Genomic DNA, 22,632 nt, shown 5'->3' with positions numbered 1-22,632 from the left:
CTTTTACTTCATTACAACACTTCAATATACCCTTCTGTTCCATGTACTCGTATTCGTTGCCCATCTTTGATTCGTTTCGTAGCATTCTCTACTCCAACAACTGCTGGTAATCCATATTCACGTGCAATCACTGCCCCGTGTGTCATGAGCCCACCAACTTCGGTCACTAACCCTTTTATAGAAACAAACAACGGTGTCCAGCCAGGATCAGTAAAAGCAGTAACTAATATATCTCCCTCTTCTAAATTCGCTTCTTCCATGTTTAAAATAACACGGGCTCTCCCCTCAACTACTCCGGAAGAAACAGGCAGACCTACAATCGCGTCAGCTGGGAGATTTTCTCGTTTATATTTACCTGTAATGATTTCTCCATCAGACGTCATAACGCGGGGAGGCGTTAGTTTTTCATACAATTTATAATCATTTTTTTGTTTTTGGATAAGCTCGTAATCTAGTTTATTCGTGCGAACAACTTCATGAAGTTCTTCAAAAGTTAAATAGTATATATCATCGACCTCACAAATGACACCGCTTTGTACAAGTTGCTCAGCTTCTTTCAATAACGCCTGCTTATATATGAAGTAACGATTAATCATGCCGTATTTTGGATATTCACGATAGCCAATAAAATTACGAATATTACGAATCATTCGCTTCGTTTCTTCTATCTTTTGTTTTCCATCCGGCAAGTGCTGCAATCGATCTACTAACTCTTCTTCTTTATTCAAAGCTTCCTGCAGTCCTTTTTCAAACTTCTGCTTACTAGCACCCGCTTCAAAGTCTCTTATATTATTTAATATCATTGGGATAATGGTTGTTGGCTTCTCACTCCAGCGCGTTTTCGTAATGTCGATTTCGCCGCTACATCTCATTCCGTATTTATTTAGAAAAGCAACGATTGCATCTCGAGCTTTTTCTCCGCCTTTATACTGAACAAGTTCATCTAAAAAGCTATCATCTTCTACATGTTGTAAATACGTAATAACTTCTGGATACGGACGAATTGCATCAGCAACATCCATTAATGCTAAACCCATTTCTGATGTAATATTATTTTGTACCGATTGAGAAAGCGTGTCTGCTGCATTCTTTTCACCTAGCCACTGCTCCATTTTTTCATTAATCCATGTTGAAGCATTCATACCTGCCATGATGACAGCTATACTTTGCGGATTAAATAATACTTTCTTTAATTGCTGGATGTCTTCCAAAATAAAATCAAATACATCCACTCCTGATTTCAGTTGCATATTTTGTTTTAACTCTTCAAGTGATGCTTCACTATTCCTTATTAATTCCGTAACGATTGCTGGATCATTTTCGATTTCTGGTTGCGAACTTACTGGTGGCTTACTTTTACTAGCACTCTTTTCTTTTTCTTCATCCGGTAATAATGTAATAAAATTATCTCGCTCGATTATAGTCGTTAATGCATCTCTTACAAGTGGATCCGATTTCCCTAAAGTGTTTATTAAATAATCTCTGCTAGCAGGTAAAGCTAATTGTTGCGTAGCATCTACAAACAGCCTGCCTCCCGCTTTACGCATAGGAGCATTAGTCGTTAACAAGAAAAAAGATAACCCTAGTGGTTTCATCGCATCGGTCATCATTTGTTGATGACCAACTGATATATACACATGATTTCCCTCATCATTTTCTTCCGGAATTGGATATAAAGTCGTTATCGGACGACTTTGGACAATATAAAATGTGTGATCGACTAAACACCATTCAATATCTTGCGGACAGCCAAAATAAGCTTCAATCTGCCTTCCAATCTGTACTAGTTGTAATATTTGTTGGTCAGATAGTGTTTGAATTTTTTGCTGAACCGAATCATTCTGTTTCGTCTCAGTTCCGCCCTCTTTTAAAGCATAAATAGCTAATTTTTTAGTTGCAATCATCTTATCGATGATTTCGCCTTCTTTTACTTTATAATTATCGGCAGAGACGAGTCCCGATACTAATGCCTCGCCAAGTCCAAAACTGGCATCGATTGATAACACCTTCCGGTTAGAAGTAATCGGATCAGCGGTAAATAAAATTCCTGAAGCCTGCGGGAAAACCATTTTTTGAACAACAACACATATAGAAACTTGATTATGTTCAAAACCATTTTGCATGCGGTACATGACTGCTCGCTCTGTAAATAAAGAAGCCCAGCACTTTTTTACATGCTGTAAAATTGCGTTTTCTCCGATAATATTTAAATACGTATCTTGTTGACCAGCAAACGAGGCATACGGTAAATCTTCAGCCGTCGCACTAGAGCGTACGGCATACGCATGTTCATTTCCAAAGCGTGAGAGATAATGAGCTACTGCTTCCACTACATCAGAAGGGATTTGTACCGCCATAATGACTTCTCTAATCTTCTTGCTGATTTCACCAATTCGAACTCGCTCTTCACGTTTCAACTTTGTTAGCTGTTGCAACAAAGCTTGAAGCCCTTCATTTTGCTCGATGGCCTTTTCATATCCTGCCGTTGTAACACAAAAACCTTCTGGCACTTGTATCTCTTGCACGTTAGATAACGCCCCTAAATTCAAACCTTTTCCACCAACAAGTGAAAGCTGCGTTTTTTCTATTTCCTGAAAATCGAGAACGAAAGAACTCATGTAACATCTCTCCTTACTATGCATGTGTTCTTGATTGTAGCAGTAGTACATGAGAAGAAACAGTCTATTTCGAACTTTATTTACGTGGTATAATTAAGTTAGGAAGAGTTAATTATTTTTATTTCTCCCCCTCTAATTCACTTCCATTACATCACCAAACTTAAACATTCTTTTATTATAAAAAGCAGTCATTACATGTAATGATTTTCTATCGACCTTTGTTATGTATTTGTTATATAACTCCACAATATAATATTCGTATTAAACTTTTATTAAGTCATAAACTCGCCAAAAAATAATAGAAACTACCACTTTACAATCCATATTTATTGTTTGCAATTTATATAAATTGCAATGTCTTCCCCTTAATTCTAGGACTAAATTATTGTTCTTTGTAATCCCCACTAATTCTTTTCTGAAATCCCTCAAAATGGATTTTCAAAATTAGGGAACTATAATGTCATATTGGAATAAATTAAGGGGGAGAAAAATTGGACAATGAAATGAATTATGGAAGTGATTATAAGTTTATTCCGGCAACTTCAATTGAAAGTGGTCATGGCCTCGAAGTATTGCCTGATTTATTTTCTTACACAATTCAAATCGTCAACATCTGTTTTGTTGGACATCCGCATACCAATGATTTTGTTTTAATTGATGCTGGAATGCCTAAATGTGCAAATGAAATTATCTCTGTCACTGAGACGCGATTTGGTACAAATAGTCGCCCTAAAGCAATTATTTTAACTCATGGGCATTTTGATCATGTTGGGGGAATAATTGAACTCATCAAGTATTGGGATGTTCCAGTCTATGCCCATCAAATGGAAATACCTTTCCTGACTGGGCAACAAAGCTATCCTAAGCCAGATCCAACAGTTGAAGGTGGTATGGTAGCGAAAATGTCCCCTCTGTTCCCTAACGAACCGATTGATTTAGGAAATAGCATAAAAGTACTTCCTACAGATGGAACTGTTCCCCATATGCCAGATTTCAGATGGATTCATACACCAGGACACACTCCTGGGCATATTTCATTATTCCGAGAAAAAGACCGAACATTAATTGCTGGGGACGCTTTTGTTACGGTGAAGCAGGAATATCTATATAAGGTAATTACTCAGGAACAGGAAATAAGCGGTCCGCCTCGTTATTTAACAACAGACTGGAAAGCTGCTAAAGAATCAGTTATTAAACTAGAGAAGTTAAAGCCTTTAGCCGCTATTACTGGACATGGGATACCGATGTCAGGTGAATTACTATCAACAAGCCTTAAAACACTCGCTCAAGAATTTGATAAAATTGCTGTACCCGATTATGGAAAATATGTAGATAAAAAGATAAATTAAACAAAAAATTAAAATGTATCACAAAATCAAAACGTCAAAATATATAAAAAAAGAACCTTAGGCAACATCTCTATTTTAAGAATGGAACTATCCTTGTTGAATAAAACTCGATATTCCACAAACACAACCTGTAGTGTAGCCTGCTTCTTACCCAGGTTGTACTTCTTATCATAAAAAGAGCGGTCATAAGAAATAACTGCTCTTTTTACTTTTAACATACTTTTTTAATTTTTTGTTCATACCATACTTAATCCATAATACGATTTAACTAAATTTTATTTCAAAGTTTTTAGTTTCAAAAAATCCGATACATCCCATGACCTTACTACATTATTAACTTTTGTTCTCTGTCTGTTACCCCTAGACCATTGCAAACAAAGTATAAAAATAAGAACAATATCAACGAAATCCCCACCATAATACATCAGCACGCCCCCCATTTCAGCTTGTTCAGTAACTACACCAGCAGGCGGATGAGCATATATGTATTTTGATAATATCCCATGACCAGCTGATGCAATTATTAAAATAATTGACCGGTACATATAGCTATACCTATGGGATATTAAATCCACATAAATCATTGATGTGGTAAACAGATATCCTGCAATAAAAACGTGGAAATGTATGAACAAATGAAGAAGTATACTTTCGTGCATCATCGAGTATAAGTTAGTCGTATAGAGAATCCATAGTCCTCCTAAATTAAGCAAGGTTGCGATAATTGGACGAGTAAGAATTTGTAGAGGCCTACTCTTTAGTATCCTTGAAAGACGTCGTGCTGCTTTCACATTGAGCGTTCGTAAAAAAAGAGTCATTGGAGCGGCTAATGCTATAAAAATTGGAGCAAGCATCCCAAGGAGTAAATGCACAAGCATATGCACTGTGAAGTCATTATGAGCACGATGAGCTAAGGGCCCAACAACTGCTATTACCACACAAATAAGTCCTAAAACCCAGAAGACACTTCGATATAACGGCCATCGTTTATAATGGCGATTTGATAAAATCGTGGCTACTATATAAATGATTAACATAATTAAAATGAAAACGAATAGTAAAATATCCAGTGCATTCCATATTTCATGATGAAGATGGTTATTGTTCATTTAAGCTTTTACCTCTCAATAATCTTTCATCAGTTCTTGTCTGAAAAACTAGCAGAATGCCAATTAAGATCATTACAGTCGCAATTATATTCCATATTACATCGTAGATAAGAACATTATCTACGTATCGAATCTGATGTATTTTCATTAGTTTATGTTGAAATATACCGTCATATAATTGAAATCCACCACTACCAAGCATTAATCCGCTCCACCATCTTTTCAACCAAAATGCATTTCTACGACGAAGATCAGCAACCATAAACAAGGAACCAATCGTTGCAAACCAACTAAAAGCATGAAAAAGACCATCTGAAATGAGTCCAATATCTGTTGTAGATTTATCATAGAAATGGTGCCAATGCAGCAATTGATGAAAAATAGTTTCATCTATAAAAGCTACTAATCCTAGCCCAAACAAGATACCTGACCATAGATTACGTGTCAAATAAACAGAAGAGGTTAAATAGCTTGTATTATCGGTTTTGATAACCATTAAATCCTATCCTTTCCACTAATGTATATTCTTATTTTTCCCAAAAGAAAAACGTGCTAAACATACTTAGTGTCAAAGGAAAATAACATTCAATTAGATGTATCATATAAATACTTATTCTCAAGCATATTTAATATTTGATTAAAACTCGCTAAAAAAACTTGAAGGGGTTCACCATTCTAAAATAGCGCTAGTATAAATTTTTTAACATTTTAGAATGAATCTATATTTTTAGCATTTAATCAATTTATTAACAATGGAAATTACCATATAGTTTGAACTATTTGATTCTCTGTAAATAAACTATAGTTTTTCTCTCATGATAATTTCCAAATCTCCATTTTAATATTGCATTTGTATTGCCTTTTGCACATTTTGAACATCATTTTTTAACAGTTGCTTTAAATCATAAGCTGGATAGTAACCACGTTCATACATAAAGTTAAAAACCTGTGCATGTAATTGTATAGCTCCATTTATTTGACGGGTTAAAACTTCTCTAAGTCGCGGCGTTGCAGTTTCGGTAATCGCTATTGCATAGTTTCGAACAGATGTCTTTGCTAATCCAAGTAAATCTCCAGCGTAAAATCCAGTGTCATCACGATGCTGCTGCGATTGAAATCCAGGAGCATACGGATAAAACTGTACTAACTCTTGCAGATTGTTTTGGATGACATTTATAGCTTTAATATATAACGATTGAAGTGCTTGATCAGGTACATTTCTAACTGACTTTTTTAATTTGATTAAGCCGTTCGCTTGGAATGCTACTAATTCATGTAAATCCAATGTTTCATGCCAAGCTAACTGATTAGGATAAGACATGTATGTTCCCCCTTAATATTCACTCATGCTACATTATGCAAAAAAAATCAAAAAGGGCCTATACTACATGGATTCATTTCAATCTAATTCATCATTACTTTTCATCCTTCTATGTTAATCACAATAAAGTATCCTTAATTCCTCTTCCCTACTTTTTTATATCCTTAATTTTGATTTTCAAAGTGACTTCCTCGCCTTTACAATCTATAAATTTAATTTTTTCTTCCTTAAAAATCCCCACCATTATACATCCTTTCTTGTTTCGTTATAAACCATATTAGTTAGAAAATATAAATGTGAACATTGTACCTATATATTCCTTATATATTTTTCAAATTTTATAGCTACTTAAATTTATACGTTATTAAAGATCAACTATTAAAGTAACTACATTGAAGGGGATTCTTCATTAAATCATTTTATTTTTATAGATTAAAAAATAATTATTCTAGCCGTGTTAGTCACCTATTCTTAAATAATTAATAGGTTATATATTATGACTTAGGAGGGATAAAAAGATGACTATACTTTATGATAAAGACTCTTTACAAAAAAATATTATTACCCTTCCAAATTGGCAACAAGAAGCTTTCCGTTCTTTTAAATTAAAAATGACAGATAAAGATAAACTGTTTCCTTGTATACCAGCTCAACACGGCTTTACAGCCAATCACCTCAGGTACGGGTTCATTGGTGATCCTAGAGATACGAATACTAGCGAGGATTTTGCTGCATTACTTAAAGAATATACTGAATGTTCTAGAGACACAGGTCAATACGCCTCACTTATTGTTTTTATTCATACACCAATAGATTTACTGCGAGAAACTACAGTTGAAGATTTTGAACATATGTATTGGTCTCTACTTAATACAACTAGTCGTTTGGACGAGATGGAATGGCCTACACACATTCCAAATGACCCTATGGAGAATACTTGGGAATTTTGCTTTCATAATGAATCATATTTCGTTTACTGCGCTACACCTGCCCATGTTAATAGACAAAGTAGACATTTTTCATGTATGATGCTTGCTTTAACACCTAGATGGGTTTTACAGGGGATTATGAATTCTGAGAAACGTAGTAGGAAACTAAAAAACTTAATACGTCAACGTTTAGCCGCTTATGACAAAGCTCCTATTCATCCCTCTCTCAAAGATTATGGTGGAAAAGATAATTATGAATGGCAGCAATATTTTTTACGTGATGATGAAACCATCCCATCCAAGTGTCCATTTTCTCGAATCATAAAATACTTGCATAAAAATAAGTAATCCACTCCGTTTTTTATTATTTAGTTGTACAAACTTTAACCACTGAATAGATTTAATATAGATCAAATTTAGTGGGAGGAGCATATTATACGTGGGCATATTTTTAAGCTATGTTTTCTTAGGTTTATCATTATCTGCTCCAATGGGACCTATAAATGCTGCGCAGCTAGAAAAAGGTATTAGGAGTGGGTTTTTTCATGCTTGGATCCTTGGTATAGGAGCCTTACTTGCAGATGTTATCTACATGGCACTTATTTATTTAGGGGTAATTCATTTCCTCGAAAAAGATATTATAAAACTTTTCTTATGGTCTTTCGGTGCTTTTGTTTTAATCTATACAGGTATTGAAAGTTTAAAAAATGCGAATCAAATTAGCATTAGTAATACTAGAAATGATGATTCAATTATTAAAAGCTTTTTTTCTGGTTTTTTTATGTCTTTATCGAATCCATTAACAATTCTATTTTGGCTTGGAATTTTCGGCTCTATATTAGCAAAAGCCGCTTCTTCCTATAATAAAGAGCAGCTTTTGTTATATAGCTTTGGTATTATTTTAGGTATTTTTATTTGGGATATTACGATGGCGAGTACATCTAGTATATTTCGTAAAATTTTGAATGCTCGTATATTGTCTCTTATAACGGTAGTATCTGGAATATCACTTATTATTTATGGATTATATTTTGGTTTTCAAACTTACCAAATCATTTTTCAATAGCTTCTATTATTTAGTTGTTACATACTACTCATATTGTATAAAAATAGATTCTTCATATAGCTGGATTCCTTTTCTTTGAGACAAAATGAACAATTATAGTAACAATAATAACGATTCCTAAAAACAACAAGCTCACTAGGAAACCAAAACGCGTTGTTTTTTGCAATAATGTCCCACTAACAGCTAGTGCAATCATTATAAGACCAATAATGCTTTTTATCTGCATCCAACCTTTTGGATTCATTAATCTCCAAAATGAAAGAAGAATGAGACTCCATGTATATAACAACATTAATCCAGCTGCAGTTGTTACATATTCATATATATTTTTCGGTAGTAATAAAGCACTAAGGATAGAAGCACCAAGTCCAATTATAATAAGAATTAGAGCTGGAAAAGAGATGTTTTTTTTGTTTTTTTTAGCAAACATTGCAGGTGCATCACCTTCTTCAGCTAAGTTCATGAGTACACTTGTCACTGCAAATAATGAACCAACTAATGTTGAAAAACCCGCTAAAATTAACACTACATTTAAAATAAATGGCACATACGGCAAATTATAGTCTTGTAATGCTATTACAAAAGGGCTTTCTTTCGTATTAAACTGGTTTAATGGAACCATCATAATTGCCAACCCTAAAGAAACTACGTAAATAATCGTTAAAATCATTAACATTACTCTTCCTGATTTTTGTGCATCTTTAGGGTCTTTCAGTCTTATTGTCATTAACCCCATAATTTCGATTCCTCCAAATGCATAAAATGCATAAATTAGAGAGGACCAAGTGCCTTTTAATCCATTTGGGAACCAGTCTTTAAAATCCCGCGGAATTTGTGCTTTATATAAACCACCCTTTATAAATCCTAAAATAACTAAAATAGCAATTACGATGAATCCTATAATAGCCGCAATTTTTATAATAGCCATCCATTTTTCTAGGCGTTCAAATATCTTTACCCCTATAAAAATAATTAATATAGCTGCTACTCCGTATATAGCAGCAAATATCCATAATGGTATTTTAGGAAACCAGTAGCGTGAAAAGATTCCTAACGCACTTAACTGGCTGCCCATAATAAGCAGTTCAGAACACCAGTATGTCCATCCATGACTAAAACCCGCCCAATTTCCAAAAGCTTTTTTTGAGTAAATGCGAAAAGATCCTTTTTGCGGATCTTCTACAGCCATTTTTGCCAATGCTTCAAATACAATATAAGTAGTAAATCCAGTTAAAATAAGAATAAGAATAATTGACGAACCACCTATTTTAATTCCTATACTGGATCCTAAAAAGAAACCGGTCCCTATTGTACAGCCAATCCCAATAAGTGAGAGTTGCCACCATTTTAAATCTTTTTTTTCTTTCGTTTCGTTCTCAACATCATGACAGGTCATATCACTATTCTCCTTTATTCATTTTGAGAATGCCCCTCATGATCACTTGAATACTTCTCGGCAAGCTTTTCAATAACATCAGTGACATTATGAGCCTTTATTTTATGGTTTGCTACTCTTTCACTTCCTACAGAAATCTCAACTGTAAATAACGCTTCATATTTCATTTTTTCTGCCCCTTTCGCATCAAATATAATCTCTTATCTTTTATCCTTTTATTACGCAAAAATTAATTATGTATTTAAAACCTTGTGAGTCTAAAAGTTAAACAAATAAATTTGAGTTATAGTTGTAAGTTTAAAAAAATGTATGAGAAAGGAGAGACGGCATGCCTCTCCTCTATATCCATTTCATATATAAAATTAACGAGTAACGCCACCGCCAAGTTGTTGCTCAGCTAATGATACAAGACGTTTCGTAATTTCACCACCAACAGATCCGTTTGCACGAGCTGTTGCATCTGCACCAAGTTGTACGCCAAATTCTTGAGCAATTTCATATTTCATTTGATCAAGAGCTTGTTCAGCGCCACGTACTAATAATTGATTGCTGCTTCCACTGTTATTGTTTGACATGTTCATTCACCTCCTTCTTTCTTTAATATGTTAAATTACATGCTAAAATATATAGCTAATTAATTGGTAATTACGACCGTGAATTCAAAGGTATAGTTGATCTTCTTTAAACTAAAAATAATCATGTATAGGAGAACGAAATACATCTTACGTGCCATGGGATATCATAAATAGGCCTCCATTACAACATAAAACGGGTTAAGCTATTTAACAGCATAACCCGTTTTTAATGAAATATTTTATTCCATATACTTTTGAACAATGGAGGAAAATGATGAAACATTTTGTTGCTTTATTAATTAAATACACAGCGATAACTGCTGTATTACTAATCATACTTAGTATCTTTAAAGGCATTTCAATTCCTAGAGTATTACTAATTTCTCTTTTCCTTACAGGAGCTGCCTATTTAATCGGAGATCTCTTCATTTTACCTAAATACGGAAATATGATTGCTACAATAGCAGATTTAGGCTTAAGCTTCTTTGGAATTTGGTTACTAACATCCTTGTTTACTGATTTAGATGTTACTCGTAACATTGGACTTTCTTCATTTATAGCCGCTTTAATTATTGGTGGAACAGAAATTTTCTTCCATATTTATATGAAGAGGCTAGTACTGCGTAACGACAATGAATTAAAACATCGTAATCATATTCATCATGATAAATATGTTATGGAAATGTCAGATGAATATATAGATTCTTCCACAATAAATAAATCCAAGCTTGAGGATACATCTAAAAAATAAAAAAGTGGCCAACGCCACTTTTTTATTTTTGTTTATTAAGCTTGATCTGAATTTCTTACATGTAATGGAGGTGGAACTACCCATCCTTTTTTCTTACTTAAACGTAGCAAAGTTACACCTGCCTGCGCTTTTTTCATATGAAATTGTCCGAATAGCATGCCTACATCTTCTCGAAGGCATTTTCCCATTACCTGGCTACATGTCACAAGTCCAGCTGCTAATCCTGTAGAAACAGCTGCTGCAATTTCCACATCATTAATACGCGCTCCTGGAGGAATATCTTCAATAGATGCTACTGGTCGTTCTGGCGGAGCAGGCGGTAAAGCGACCCCATTAACTTTTAAAAGCGCCTTTAATTCTTCTATCTCCGAATTCATATCATTTTCAATTAAGCTTTCTAAAAACTTCTTCAAGTCTTCATCACCTGTATGATTCATAAATACTTGATGACTTGCGATTGCACCTTGTGCAGCTAGAAGATAACTCCAAATATCAAATACTTCTCCGTAATGTAACGGTTCATTTTGAGGATTTCCACTTAATATACCCATTTTTAAATTCCTCCCTTTCGAAAATATCATAATAAATATTGATTTTAATATTAAAATCAAATTTTTAAGTATGCTTTTTCCTGCAAAAGCTTTTCTACTATGCATGGAAAACACCTTTCCAACACTGCGTGTTTATTGTTTAGGAAAGTAATTTACAAATAAAATACCCAAAGATTATGAAAGAAGATTATCAATAATCTTTGAGTGAGAATTCATTTACTATAAAGGTTTGTTTTTTGTACATATACAAAAGAAATTGATTTACATATTCGCTATATTTTATACGAATTCACTTAGCGATTAGCTCTACCACCAAGTTGTTGTTCAGCCATTGCTACTAAACGTTTTGTAATTTCACCACCAACAGATCCGTTTGAACGAGCTGTTGTATCTGCACCAAGTTGTACACCAAACTCTTGTGCAATTTCATATTTCATTTGATCAAGAGCTTGTTCAGCGCCTCGCACTAACAATTCATTACGACTTCCACTGTTCTTGTTTGCCATATCGTTTCACCTCCGATGTTTTTAATATGCTACAAATTATGAAATAATAATTATCCTTTTTATGGCAATCGGATTGTGTATAAATATTGGGTTTCTTCTTAAAATAGGGAAAAAGACATAAGAAAGAAGAGTTGCTATAACATACTTTCATAACAACACTATGTATAGATTCCTCTTTACTAAAGGTTTCTATTTTGTAAAGAGATACATATAAATTATGAAAAATGATTCCTAAGGAGATATGAGATGAAAGCCGTAACCTATCAAGGGCCAAACCAAGTACAGGTTAAACAAGTGGATGATGCAAAATTAGAGAAAAAAGATGATATTATTGTAAAAATTACTTCAACTGCTATTTGCGGTTCTGATTTACATTTATATCAAGGGAACATGCCTTTACCACAAGGATATATTATTGGTCATGAACCAATGGGTATTGTTGAAGAAGTAGGGCCAGATGTCACTAAAGTGAAAAAAGGCGACCGTGTTGTGATCCCCTTTAACGTTGCTTGTGGACATTGTTTCTATTGCCAACACGAAATGGAAAGTCAATGTGATAACTCGAACCCTCATTACGATTCTGGCGGGTACTTTGGTTATACAGAGAAATTTGGTAACCATCCAGGCGGACAAGCTGAATATTTAAAAGTTCCTTTCGGAAATTTCACTCCATTTGTTATACCAGAGTCATGCGAACTTGAAGATGAATCCCTACTCTTTTTATCTGATGTTTTGCCAACAGCTTATTGGAGTGTAATAAATGCAGGTGTTAAACGAGGTGATACTGTTATCGTCCTTGGTTGTGGACCTGTTGGATTAATGACACAAAAATTCGCTTGGATGCAAGGTGCTAAACGAGTAATCGCAGTCGATTACTTAGATTATCGAATACATTATGCAAAAAAGATTAACAATGTTGAGGTATTTGAGTTTACAAAATTTCCTGATATGGGAGAACATTTAAAGGAAATTACGCATGGCGGTGCGGATGTAGTTATTGATTGCGTGGGCATGGATGGGAAAAAATCTCCACTAGAATTTCTGGAACAAAAATTAAAATTACAAGGCGGTACCCTCGGTCCTATTCAAATCGCTACGAAAGCTGTAAGAAAATATGGAACAGTTCAAATGACTGGTGTTTATGGCGGTAATTATAATGCCTTTCCACTCGGTGCATTTTGGGTTAGAAATATTAATCTGAAAATGGGACAAGCACCTGTCATTCATTTTATGCCGGAATTATTTAAGAAAATAACGAACAAAGAATTCGATCCAAAAGAGATTATTACACACAAAATCCCCCTTGAAGAAGCAAGCTACGGTTATCAAATTTTTAATAATCGTGAAGATGATTGTATAAAAGTCATTTTAAAGCCTTGAAAAGATAATTCATTATTCTTAATGAAAAGATAAGATTACATTTCGTAATCTTATCTTTTTTATTAAAACACTAAGTATCTCCCCCATTTTCATCTCACATCGAAAATAGTTATTTTCAAAACTTTGTATTTCGAGATAGTAATTAATTGGTAAAAAAATGAATTTAAGTATTAAGCAACCAATTAGCGGACACGATAACAATGTTAACTAACTTAAAAGAGGTGTACTTCATGTTTTATTATAAAGAGGAAATAATTAATATGATTAAGCCGGACAAACCAGATCCAGCTGCTGCAAAAGTTTTACAAGAAATATTAGGTGGGCATTATGGTGAAATGCGTACAATGATGCAATACTTTTTCCAAAGCTCAAATTTTAGAGGTAAAGAGAAACAATATCGTGATTTACTTCGAGGTGTTTTTTTAGAGGAAATAAGCCATGTAGAACTTGTACAACATACAATTAATCAACTATTAACTGGATCTAGTGAACCTACGCCTGGAAATGCTGGTATTGACACAGCACCACTTGACGAAGCGGTTAAACATGCAAATCCTCATCACTTTATTGTAGGGGCTCAAAGTTCATTACCTGTTGATGCAGCTGGTAACCCATGGAATGGATCTTGGGTATATAGTCATGGAAACTTAATTAGCGATTTACTAGATAATGTCGTACTTGAATCTACAGGTGTACTTCAAAAAACTAGAATTTATGAAATGAGTTCTAATCAAACCTTTAGAGAAACACTTGCATTTTTAATTGTACATGATAATGCACATCAAAATGCTTTTGCAAAAGCTTTAGAGACACTTGGGGTTGAATGGGGCAAACTCTTCCCTGTGCCGAACTATGATATTAATAAATACCCAGAGTGCAAAAAGTATGTAGACATGGGATTCCATAACGCACAATTTAATTTCAGTTTAGATCCAACAAGAATGGGAGAAATATTCCAAGGTGAATCACCAAGTAGAAACAAAGGAACATTAACAGTAACTGACCCGCCAAAAGGTTTTCCTGTACCAGAGCTTCCTGAAATGCCAAATGAGCATAGTCCCGGATTAAAAGATATGGATTTTTAAGATCATATTTCTGCTCCTCTTAATTTTGTTTCTATGAACCATTAAACGCCACTGTATACTTATAACATCCCTATATTGTAAAAAAGAGGAGGAGCTTGTCCCCCTCTTCTTTTAATTTTTCTTTAAAAGAGTTGCTCCTGCAATCCCTGGGTGTGTCATTTCAAATGGATCTAGAATTAACTCTAAATCTTCTTGTGACAATACACCATTTTTCACACAAAGTTCTCGAACGGATTGCCCTGTCGCGATTGCTTCTTTCGCAACGCGAGCTGCTGCTTCATAACCGATATGAGGGTTCACGGCTGTAATAATTCCTACACTCTTCTCAACATACTCTTTTAAGCGATCTTCATTCGCTTCAATTCCTTTTAAGCAATTATCTGTAAAGGCACGGAAACCGTTATTCATAATGCTAATTGATTGTAGTAAGTTGAAAACAAGTACTGGTTCCATCACGTTTAATTCTAATTGACCTGCTTCTGAAGCAAGACAAATTGTATGGTCGTTACCAATTACTTGGAATGCAATTTGATTAATTACTTCTGGCATAACAGGGTTTACTTTCCCTGGCATAATAGAAGAACCTGGTTGACGAGCAGGTAGCATAATTTCCGCTAAGCCAACACGTGGACCTGATGCCATTAAGCGAAGGTCATTCGCAATTTTAGACATATTCATCATACATACTTTAAGTGCTGCAGATACTTCAGTATAAGCATCCGTATTTTGCGTCGCATCTACTAAATCTTCTGCACCAACAAGTGGTAGTTCACTAATTGTAGCTAAATGTTTTACAACTGCTTCAATGTATTCTGGATCTGCATTTAAGCCTGTACCAACTGCAGTTGCCCCCATATTTACTTCATATAAATGTTGACGTGATTGCTGAATTCGTTTCATATCACGTTCAAGTACACGAGAGTACGCTTTAAATTCTTGTCCAAGACGAATTGGTACAGCGTCTTGTAAATGTGTACGACCCATTTTAATCACATGATCGAACTGTTCTGCTTTTAATTCAAATACATCGTGCATATAACCCATCGTTTGTAATAAACCTTCTAATGCGTTTAATGTTGCGATATGAATCGCCGTTGGGAATGCATCGTTTGTTGATTGTGCCATGTTTACATGACTATTTGGACTAATATAATGATAGTCTCCCTTTTCCATCCCTAATAATTCAAGCGCACGATTGGCAATGACTTCATTTGCATTCATGTTCATTGAAGTACCTGCTCCGCCTTGGATTGGATCTACGATGAAATGATCATGCCATTTTCCATCCAGAATTTCTTGAGCAGCTTCTGCGATCGCGCCGCCCTTGTTCAATTCCAATCTTCCTACATCTGTATTCGCAAGCGCTGCTGCTTTTTTTACAACTGCGAACGCCCTAATTAAACTTTCATGAATTTTGTACCCTGTAATCGGGAAATTTTCAACAGCGCGTAAAGTTTGAATTCCGTAATATGCCTTAATAGGTAATTCCTTTGCTCCCAAAAAATCCTTCTCCACTCGCATGTTCTTGTTTGTCATTGACATTTTAATTTCTCTCCCATATTAAATGTAAAACCTAAATAAATCATATGAAGTCATTACCAATCCTTATCAGACTTTATTGTTAAATCGTAAGCTAAAGGCTCTTCAATAATTTTTTTAATCTCTTCTAATTTATTAGTTTTTCCAAGCGCCCACATCAATTTTGCTATGATGGCTTCCGTATTCATATCTCCAGACAATATTACTTGATGTTGCGCCACTTTCCGTCCTACTTCATAGAGAAGTATGTCTTCTCCTTCTTCCAGGCATTGAGTAGTAATCACTACAGCAATCCCCATTTCAGTCAACTCTTGAATTTTCGAAAGCAAGTTCCTTCCTTCAAAAGGTAATCCACCGTTTCCAAAACTTTCAATAATAATCCCTTTATACAAATCTTTTAAACAATCAAATATCTCTGGCTTTGTACCTGGATGCAATTTCATAAGAAAAACATCCGTACATAAATTAGTATTTATTGAAAGTTCATTATGTGAGGAAGTTGGCTTCCAATGATATTTCACTTCATCTTCATTTACCTCAGCAACATATGGAGAATTCACACTTTCAAATGCATCATAACTTTTTGTTCGCATTTTAACTGCTCTCGTCCCAATAATCACCCTACTATCAAAAACAATAAACACACCGCCAACATCCTCACAGGCAAATCTAAGAGCATCAGCTACATTTTTCTTTGCGTCTGTCTTTTTAAAACTAATAGGCACCTGTGAGCCTGTTAAAACAACTGGTTTTCTTAAACCTTGAAGCATATAAGATAACGCAGAAGATGTATAAGCTAACGTATCCGTTCCATGTGTAATCACAAACCCGTCATAGTCATCATAGTGATTAAAAACAGCATTAGCTATTTCTTTCCAATGCTCAGGTTGCATATTGGTACTATCAATATTCAGTAAGATTTTGCAATCTATTTCTAAGTTTCGAGACGACCTCGAAAAATAATTCAATAATTCCTCAGCGGACAATCCTGGAACAAGCCCTTCATTCCCCTCCACAGATGCAATTGTCCCACCAGTTGCAAGTAATAAAATTTTCTTCATACACAACCCCTCCATAAAATAAACAATGATATATCGTTCGCGTAATGCGTATTTATATTTATCATTATAGAACTTAATTTGAATTAATCAAGAATTTGTATTCAATACGCGTACTTTTTTTCTATTCTTGATTCTTTTTCTATGTTATAATTAATTTAATAAAATTAGATGGGGTATGAGACGAATGCTGGAACGTTTATCTGAATTAAGAAAAAATCAAAAGTGGTCCTTACAAGAGACAGCAGATCGACTTGGGATTGCGAAAAGCACCTATGCCGGGTATGAAAATGGTTATAGATTACCTTCATTACAATCTTTATCAAAAATAGCCGATTTATTTGATACGTCTGTAGATTATATATTAGGTCGAATTGAACATTCACATCAAAACAAAGATGTAATTGATATTACAAGACTCCTAAACGATCCAGATTCAACACTTTTAATAGATGGAGAAGCACTGTCAACAGAAGAGATAATTGATTTTATTGCTTTTGTGAGAAGTAAACGAGAACTAAGTTCCAAGAGAATAGAAAATATTGAACCGACATGTAAAAGTTGATTCAATAAAAAACGAAGACACTGTACTCTTTAAACTTAGAAATACTTAGACAATTAATTTGTAAACGGTTTATATAATGGATTCTTAGCAGCTGGCCTCATTGGGGTTCTTATACTTGGAAACAATCCCATTGGTTATATGATTCAATTATTTTTCATCATTTGTGTGGTGGTAGCAGCTATTTTCGGAGGTTTCACATCCAATAAATCAATTATTGTGAAACAAGGACTTCCTTCTAATTTAGCGTTACTTGCCCTTTTATCTGTCATATTGAACTAAAGCTTTTCATAAAAGAACTCATTTTTGAAAAAGCAGCTATTCTTTCTGTAGATTCATAGGAAAGTACGGCATTTTTGTATGTCTATTTCTGTATCGAAAGAATTTGGAAGTATAACAGATTTCAAACAAGAATTAGCAAAATATATAAAGTACTATAATCATGAAAGAATCAAGGAAGAATCAAAGGGAATGAACCCAATATTGTACTAGGCTCATTCCCCAGAGGCTACTTCATAAACTGACCTTTCTAACTTTCAGCGATACAATCTAGTTGAAGTGCTACAAGCAACGAATTTACTACTTTAAAGTTAAGTGTTTAACCTTGATGTACTTAATTCTTTTTTCCAGATAAAGCATACATTATATCTTAATGCTTTATTGTCCTCTTATAATTATGTGGTATCGGGAATTTGTTTCGGTGTTCTTTTATTATAATTATGATTACTATAAGTGATAAAGCTACAGGTATAAAAACGATTAACAAAGCATCTTAATGTTTATGAAATTCTTTGTTAATCGTTTCTCTTCTCCCTAATCTCCTGCGAGACTATATTTTTTTATTAAAATTTTCCATATCTTATTTGATTTATTCTGTAACACCAGATTGGGTTACTTTTACATCAGCTGTTACACGAAAACGTAAATGTTTATAGGATTCTTCCCATTCTTGACTGTTCCATTTTCTTACGTGAGTTCTACCAAGCTTTCTAAGTCCTATAGGATCTGTGTCTTTTTTAATAAATCTCTTTATCAATGTAGTTGCTTTTTTTTCTATTTCTTTTTCCATAATTTTTTCTAATTTTTTTATTTCTTTAGGATTATCTAGATTTTTTGTTTTTGTAAATTCTTGAATTTCAGCTTTAACTTGAATATGAGCATTTACGAATGGATGCTTACTATTCCCCTCCATCTTATATTTTGTTCTAGCTTTTATATTCTCTATCGTGGCGTAAGTATTTGAGGAACCAGGTAGTTTGAATTGGTATGTACCTTGTTTAAAATTATCTGTCAACAATTTAAATACAAATAAATCTTTAGGGTTTACTTTATCAACCATTTTACATCTTTTAAAAAGTGCTATTCCATCTAACTCCAACACATTACCTTTTTTAGATATTATCGGTAAATATGAATCTCTCGCATCATCATTAAGTTGGTTTAAAAACATAAAAAAATTTGTTTTTGGCTGCGTTCCATTATCCATATTTTGCTCCAGTAAAGAGGATAGATAGGAAGCAATTTCTTTTTCTTCAGAATAATTCCCCTTTAATAGTGATTCCCCTTTTACATTTGTAATTGCTAAATAAATTGCATTTCCTACACTAGGATTTCGATTCAAAGTCTCTAAAATTTCCTGCATTCCCTTATCAATTATTTTTTCATTAAATATAATAACACGCAATTGCCCCAACTCTAGAGGTCCAGAAGATTTTTCGGATGCTCTTGCAAGAACTTCTCTACCAGTCTGGCCTGATGCTGAATAGATTTTCGTTTCACCTTCCCCGCCTCCTTTATAAGCTGAAATCGCAAAGGTTCCTTTTAGCTTACCTTTTGCTTCGGTATCATATGCCGCAACTTGAACTAAGTCAATGTCATCCACAATTTTCGTTTTAGCACAACCTATTAAGAAGACACTTACTATAAGGAAAAGTATCCATCGCTTCATGTTTATCTCCTTAACTTTATTTTGGCGGTTTGAATTAGCCATAATATAGGTAGGTATACATATATATATACAAAGCCAATTTGACCTGTCCAAGTATTTAATAAGTTAATTTTATTACGGTTATTCAAGAAAAATGATAAAACAAAGATGAACAGGATGATAACTGGCAAAACATATTTTTGCTTTATTCCCAGTGCCTCTTTTATACCACGACTTACTCCCCATAATGTAAAGGAAACATTGGGTAATATAAAAAAAGCCCAAACAGAAACAATAATGTATTCAAACCGCTCTATAAAGGGAAATTGTATAATTTTAATCATGCTTAAATATGCCCATATCGCGCTCGCTAGTTGTTTTTCACTAAAAAACGCAAGAGTTAAAATCATAAGGTATGTGTAGACAATAGTCGTTACTAAATTTGCATAGTGCGCATATTTTTGAGACGTTCTTGCCTTTTTAATAAATGGGTAGTATAACAATAACATTTCAAATCCAAAAAAACTAAACATATTTCCTTTCATTCCTTTCATAATTTCCAGGAATGAATGCTGTGCAATTGGAAATAAATTTTGGAAATCTGCATACTGCAAAGGATAAAAAAATGTGAAGATTAGAATGCTTGGGATAACGATTCCAAAGAAGCCGATTCCAGCAACTACACGAAATCCTCCAGTCACAATGTAATAACATAGACCCAAAAAAGCCCCTGCTATAATCCAAGATGAAATGGAAGGAAACATCCAAACATGTACTACTTCGATATAAGTATGTAGTGTTGTTGCACCTAACAATACAATATAAGATAAAAAAATGAAGTTGAACAATCCACCAATCCATTTTCCAAGTACGTCTTGATTAATTGCAATGATATCTCCATTACCCTGATTTAAAATCTGATATATGATCCAAATCATAAGATTAACAGATATTCCAAAAAGTAGCGTACTTATCCACGCATCATTTCCAACTAATTTTGCACTAATCCTTTCAAAACCAAGCATACCAACCCCCATCTGTATAGTAATAATTAAAAAAAATACCATAAATGGAGAGACTTGATACTCAATTGGGACCTGTTTCATAATGCTCCTCCCTGTTAATTTCAATCATCAAAATCATTTCGTGATTTGATTTTATTTTTCTCTACCTCTTCTGGATTAAAACGAAAACGCTGTTTAGACCTTGAAAAAATAGGACGTCGGAACATCGCTGAGATTGGCATACGTATAATGCTGTCTTTCCAATCTGTAGGGCGTGTAGGATAAAAAGGGAACAAATAAGGACGTCTTAATGATTCTGTACGTAATAGGCGTGCTAAAAGTAAAGAACTTGTTAAAACAATTCCTAATAAGCCCAACAGGTGTGCAGCTATTATAAAAGGAAAACGAATTACTCGAATTGTATTACCAATTCGATATATTGGTGCTGTAAATGAACTAAGAGCTGAAAGTGCAACAATGATAATAAGTACGTTACTTGTAAGACTTGCCTCTACCGATGCTTGTCCAATAACAATACCCCCTACTATACCGACAGTTAGACCCACTTTAGTTGGTAAACGTGTCCCCGCTTCTCTCAGTAATTCAATCGTTATTTCTAAAAAAAGTGCTTCAATGACTGGAGGAAAAGGTACTTTACTTCTCGATATGATCAACGTTTCAAGAAGTTCTTTTGGAATTAGCTCATAATGATATGTTAAGATCGCAACATATAATGGAGTCGTTAAAACAGAAAAGATAAAAGCAAAAATCCTTAACAGTCGAAAAAATGAGGCCATAATCCAAGGCATGGTATAATCTTCTGTCGTAGAAAAAAAGTCAATTAATGTTGTTGGAAGAGTGATAGCATAAGGCGAGCCATCTACAAAAAGTGCAATTTTCCCTTCTGCTAATACAGCTGCTACACGGTCAGGACGTTCTGTATTCAAAAATTGAGGGAATATAGAATTCGGGTTGTCTGCAATTAACTGAATCAAATAAGTACTATCCAAAACATGGTCTGTTTTTATTTGGCTTACCCGTTTTATAATTTCTTGTAGATTTTGATCATTTACAATTCCCTCAATAAATACAATTGCAACAGTTGTGTTAGAGAGCGCGCCTACTTTCAATTCCTTCATTTGTAAATAAGGTGTTGGAAGCTTTCTACGTACCAAATTTAAATTCACATCTAAATCTTCGACAAATGCGATTTGCGGACCCACAATATTGTATTCAATTTCAGCTTTTGTAATATCCCTTTTTTCTTTCTTTGACACATTTACTAACAAACAATTTAATGTATCTGTATCAAACTGAATAAGTATATAGCCATTTAAAATACTATCCTGAATATCTTCCATTTGATTTGTTATTTTTGAATTCTCAAAGGGTAAGACAGACTGAATATCTTGTAACGAATCGAAGTTCTTCTCTTTTATATAAGTCAAAACCTCTTCATGAAATATATTTACATCGATTAATGTTCTAAAATATGAAATGACTATAGAGGAATTATTAGAAGCAATTTCCAACGTTATAAAATCTTTAGATTTTTTTAGTAATTGCATTAATTCCTGCAAAGATTTTATAGAGTGAACAGGTACTTTTTCATGTGGTTTCAATTGATAATACCCTTCCTTTCAAAAAGAACCTATATATAATTTTTAGAAATTTCTATTTTAAAAATGAGGGATATTTATATGTCAATATGCTCCTTAAAAATAATGCCTTTTTAACTAACTTAACCAAAATTAGTTAAAAAATGTATTACAAGTAAAAATTTGAAATGTCTCCAAGAAAAATTACAATATTAAAAACATCCTTTCTTTTGGTTCTAAAGAAAGGATGTTTTTATAACAAGCTTTTTCAAGTGTCTATTCTATAGGGTACATTTACCAGTGTTCTT

The 22,632-nt window shown here is 33.8% G+C and carries 21 protein-coding genes and 2 pseudogenes; 9 read left to right on the top strand and 14 right to left on the bottom strand.

The window, feature by feature from the left end:
• Positions 1-11: 11 nt before the first annotated feature.
• A complete protein-coding gene (gene ppsA / locus AC0L0O_RS08985) occupies positions 12-2,618 on the bottom strand; it encodes a phosphoenolpyruvate synthase (RefSeq protein ID WP_473785732.1) in 2,607 nt (868 codons plus the stop codon).
• Positions 2,619-3,109: 491 nt separating this feature from the next.
• On the opposite strand from ppsA, the gene AC0L0O_RS08980 reads away from it, so the two are divergent.
• Positions 3,110-3,967, top strand: a complete 858-nt coding sequence (locus tag AC0L0O_RS08980) for an MBL fold metallo-hydrolase (protein WP_473785731.1) — start codon at positions 3,110-3,112, stop codon at positions 3,965-3,967.
• 275 nt (positions 3,968-4,242) lie between these two features.
• Here the strand turns inward: AC0L0O_RS08980 and AC0L0O_RS08975 are convergent, their stop codons facing one another.
• The 3 genes from AC0L0O_RS08975 to cotF form a co-directional block, all read right to left on the bottom strand.
• Positions 4,243-5,076 (bottom strand): cytochrome c oxidase assembly protein, encoded by an 834-nt coding sequence (locus AC0L0O_RS08975; RefSeq protein WP_001063495.1) that lies wholly within the window; start codon positions 5,074-5,076, stop codon positions 4,243-4,245.
• Positions 5,066-5,572: a DUF2243 domain-containing protein gene (locus AC0L0O_RS08970; protein WP_000234947.1), complete on the bottom strand. Its 507-nt coding sequence runs from the start codon at positions 5,570-5,572 to the stop codon at positions 5,066-5,068. The genes AC0L0O_RS08975 and AC0L0O_RS08970 overlap by 11 nt, the downstream gene beginning before the upstream one ends.
• Positions 5,573-5,914: 342 nt before the next feature.
• On the bottom strand, positions 5,915-6,397 hold the full coding sequence (gene cotF / locus AC0L0O_RS08965) for a spore coat protein CotF (RefSeq protein ID WP_000121381.1): 483 nt from the start codon (positions 6,395-6,397) through the stop codon (positions 5,915-5,917).
• 518 nt (positions 6,398-6,915) lie between these two features.
• On the opposite strand from cotF, the gene AC0L0O_RS08960 reads away from it, so the two are divergent.
• Together AC0L0O_RS08960 and AC0L0O_RS08955 are read left to right on the top strand one after the other, a co-directional pair.
• The gene (locus tag AC0L0O_RS08960; RefSeq protein WP_000154290.1) at positions 6,916-7,674 is read left to right on the top strand and encodes a YqcI/YcgG family protein; all 759 of its coding nucleotides are present in this window, start codon (positions 6,916-6,918) and stop codon (positions 7,672-7,674) included.
• 91 nt (positions 7,675-7,765) lie between these two features.
• Positions 7,766-8,392, top strand: a complete 627-nt coding sequence (locus tag AC0L0O_RS08955; protein ID WP_000510847.1) for a LysE family transporter — start codon at positions 7,766-7,768, stop codon at positions 8,390-8,392.
• Between the two features lie 52 nt (positions 8,393-8,444).
• Here the strand turns inward: AC0L0O_RS08955 and AC0L0O_RS08950 are convergent, their stop codons facing one another.
• The 3 genes from AC0L0O_RS08950 to AC0L0O_RS08940 form a co-directional block, all read right to left on the bottom strand.
• Positions 8,445-9,788, bottom strand: a complete 1,344-nt coding sequence (locus AC0L0O_RS08950; RefSeq protein ID WP_000128215.1) for an amino acid permease — start codon at positions 9,786-9,788, stop codon at positions 8,445-8,447.
• A gap of 14 nt (positions 9,789-9,802) precedes the next feature.
• On the bottom strand, positions 9,803-9,955 hold the full coding sequence (locus tag AC0L0O_RS08945; RefSeq protein WP_000872957.1) for a hypothetical protein: 153 nt from the start codon (positions 9,953-9,955) through the stop codon (positions 9,803-9,805).
• A gap of 195 nt (positions 9,956-10,150) precedes the next feature.
• Positions 10,151-10,363 carry an alpha/beta-type small acid-soluble spore protein gene (locus tag AC0L0O_RS08940; protein WP_000069660.1) on the bottom strand — a complete coding sequence of 71 codons (213 nt, stop codon included), beginning with the start codon at positions 10,361-10,363 and terminating at the stop codon, positions 10,151-10,153.
• Positions 10,364-10,637: 274 nt separating this feature from the next.
• Here AC0L0O_RS08940 and AC0L0O_RS08935 point away from each other — a divergent pair, with 274 nt between their 5' ends.
• Positions 10,638-11,114: a YndM family protein gene (locus AC0L0O_RS08935; RefSeq protein WP_139871332.1), complete on the top strand. Its 477-nt coding sequence runs from the start codon at positions 10,638-10,640 to the stop codon at positions 11,112-11,114.
• Between the two features lie 35 nt (positions 11,115-11,149).
• Here AC0L0O_RS08935 and AC0L0O_RS08930 read toward each other — a convergent pair whose 3' ends face one another.
• The gene (locus AC0L0O_RS08930; RefSeq protein ID WP_000512128.1) at positions 11,150-11,665 is read right to left on the bottom strand and encodes a DUF3231 family protein; all 516 of its coding nucleotides are present in this window, start codon (positions 11,663-11,665) and stop codon (positions 11,150-11,152) included.
• 293 nt (positions 11,666-11,958) lie between these two features.
• Positions 11,959-12,171, bottom strand: coding sequence for a small acid-soluble spore protein, SasP family (sasP, locus tag AC0L0O_RS08925; protein ID WP_001284598.1), 213 nt, complete (start codon positions 12,169-12,171; stop codon positions 11,959-11,961).
• Between the two features lie 246 nt (positions 12,172-12,417).
• On the opposite strand from sasP, the gene AC0L0O_RS08920 reads away from it, so the two are divergent.
• Together AC0L0O_RS08920 and AC0L0O_RS08915 are read left to right on the top strand one after the other, a co-directional pair.
• On the top strand, positions 12,418-13,551 hold the full coding sequence (locus tag AC0L0O_RS08920) for a zinc-dependent alcohol dehydrogenase (protein ID WP_000649079.1): 1,134 nt from the start codon (positions 12,418-12,420) through the stop codon (positions 13,549-13,551).
• Between the two features lie 230 nt (positions 13,552-13,781).
• The gene (locus AC0L0O_RS08915) at positions 13,782-14,636 is read left to right on the top strand and encodes a manganese catalase family protein (RefSeq protein WP_473785730.1); all 855 of its coding nucleotides are present in this window, start codon (positions 13,782-13,784) and stop codon (positions 14,634-14,636) included.
• 111 nt (positions 14,637-14,747) lie between these two features.
• Here the strand turns inward: AC0L0O_RS08915 and aspA are convergent, their stop codons facing one another.
• Together aspA and ansA are read right to left on the bottom strand one after the other, a co-directional pair.
• A complete protein-coding gene (gene aspA / locus AC0L0O_RS08910) occupies positions 14,748-16,178 on the bottom strand; it encodes an aspartate ammonia-lyase (RefSeq protein WP_411500836.1) in 1,431 nt (476 codons plus the stop codon).
• 53 nt (positions 16,179-16,231) lie between these two features.
• A complete protein-coding gene (gene ansA, locus AC0L0O_RS08905; RefSeq protein ID WP_000722311.1) occupies positions 16,232-17,236 on the bottom strand; it encodes an asparaginase in 1,005 nt (334 codons plus the stop codon).
• A gap of 184 nt (positions 17,237-17,420) precedes the next feature.
• Between ansA and ansR the strand changes: the two genes are divergently transcribed.
• The 3 genes and pseudogenes from ansR to AC0L0O_RS08890 form a co-directional block, all read left to right on the top strand.
• Positions 17,421-17,798 carry an HTH-type transcriptional regulator AnsR gene (gene ansR, locus AC0L0O_RS08900; RefSeq protein ID WP_000893558.1) on the top strand — a complete coding sequence of 126 codons (378 nt, stop codon included), beginning with the start codon at positions 17,421-17,423 and terminating at the stop codon, positions 17,796-17,798.
• Positions 17,799-17,864: 66 nt separating this feature from the next.
• Positions 17,865-18,077: pseudogene (locus AC0L0O_RS08895) on the top strand (DUF1304 domain-containing protein); the annotation flags it as partial.
• A 76-nt stretch (positions 18,078-18,153) separates the two neighbouring features.
• Positions 18,154-18,287: pseudogene (locus AC0L0O_RS08890) on the top strand (IS3 family transposase); the annotation flags it as partial.
• 376 nt (positions 18,288-18,663) lie between these two features.
• Here the strand turns inward: AC0L0O_RS08890 and AC0L0O_RS08885 are convergent.
• Genes AC0L0O_RS08885 through AC0L0O_RS08875 form a run of 3 tightly spaced genes read right to left on the bottom strand, consistent with a single transcriptional unit; the run spans position 18,664 to position 22,348 of the window.
• Entirely contained in the window at positions 18,664-19,743 is a 1,080-nt protein-coding gene (locus tag AC0L0O_RS08885) for a Ger(x)C family spore germination protein (protein ID WP_000832874.1), read from the bottom strand.
• Between the two features lie 2 nt (positions 19,744-19,745).
• Entirely contained in the window at positions 19,746-20,828 is a 1,083-nt protein-coding gene (locus AC0L0O_RS08880; RefSeq protein ID WP_000815826.1) for a GerAB/ArcD/ProY family transporter, read from the bottom strand.
• A gap of 20 nt (positions 20,829-20,848) precedes the next feature.
• On the bottom strand, positions 20,849-22,348 hold the full coding sequence (locus AC0L0O_RS08875) for a spore germination protein (protein WP_000802302.1): 1,500 nt from the start codon (positions 22,346-22,348) through the stop codon (positions 20,849-20,851).
• Positions 22,349-22,632: the final 284 nt, after the last annotated feature.

It is taken from the genome of Bacillus sp. GS3m_15504, assembly GCF_055825275.1.
Note: the sequence above shows the minus strand (reverse complement) of the source record. Positions and strands in the feature narration are given on the sequence as shown.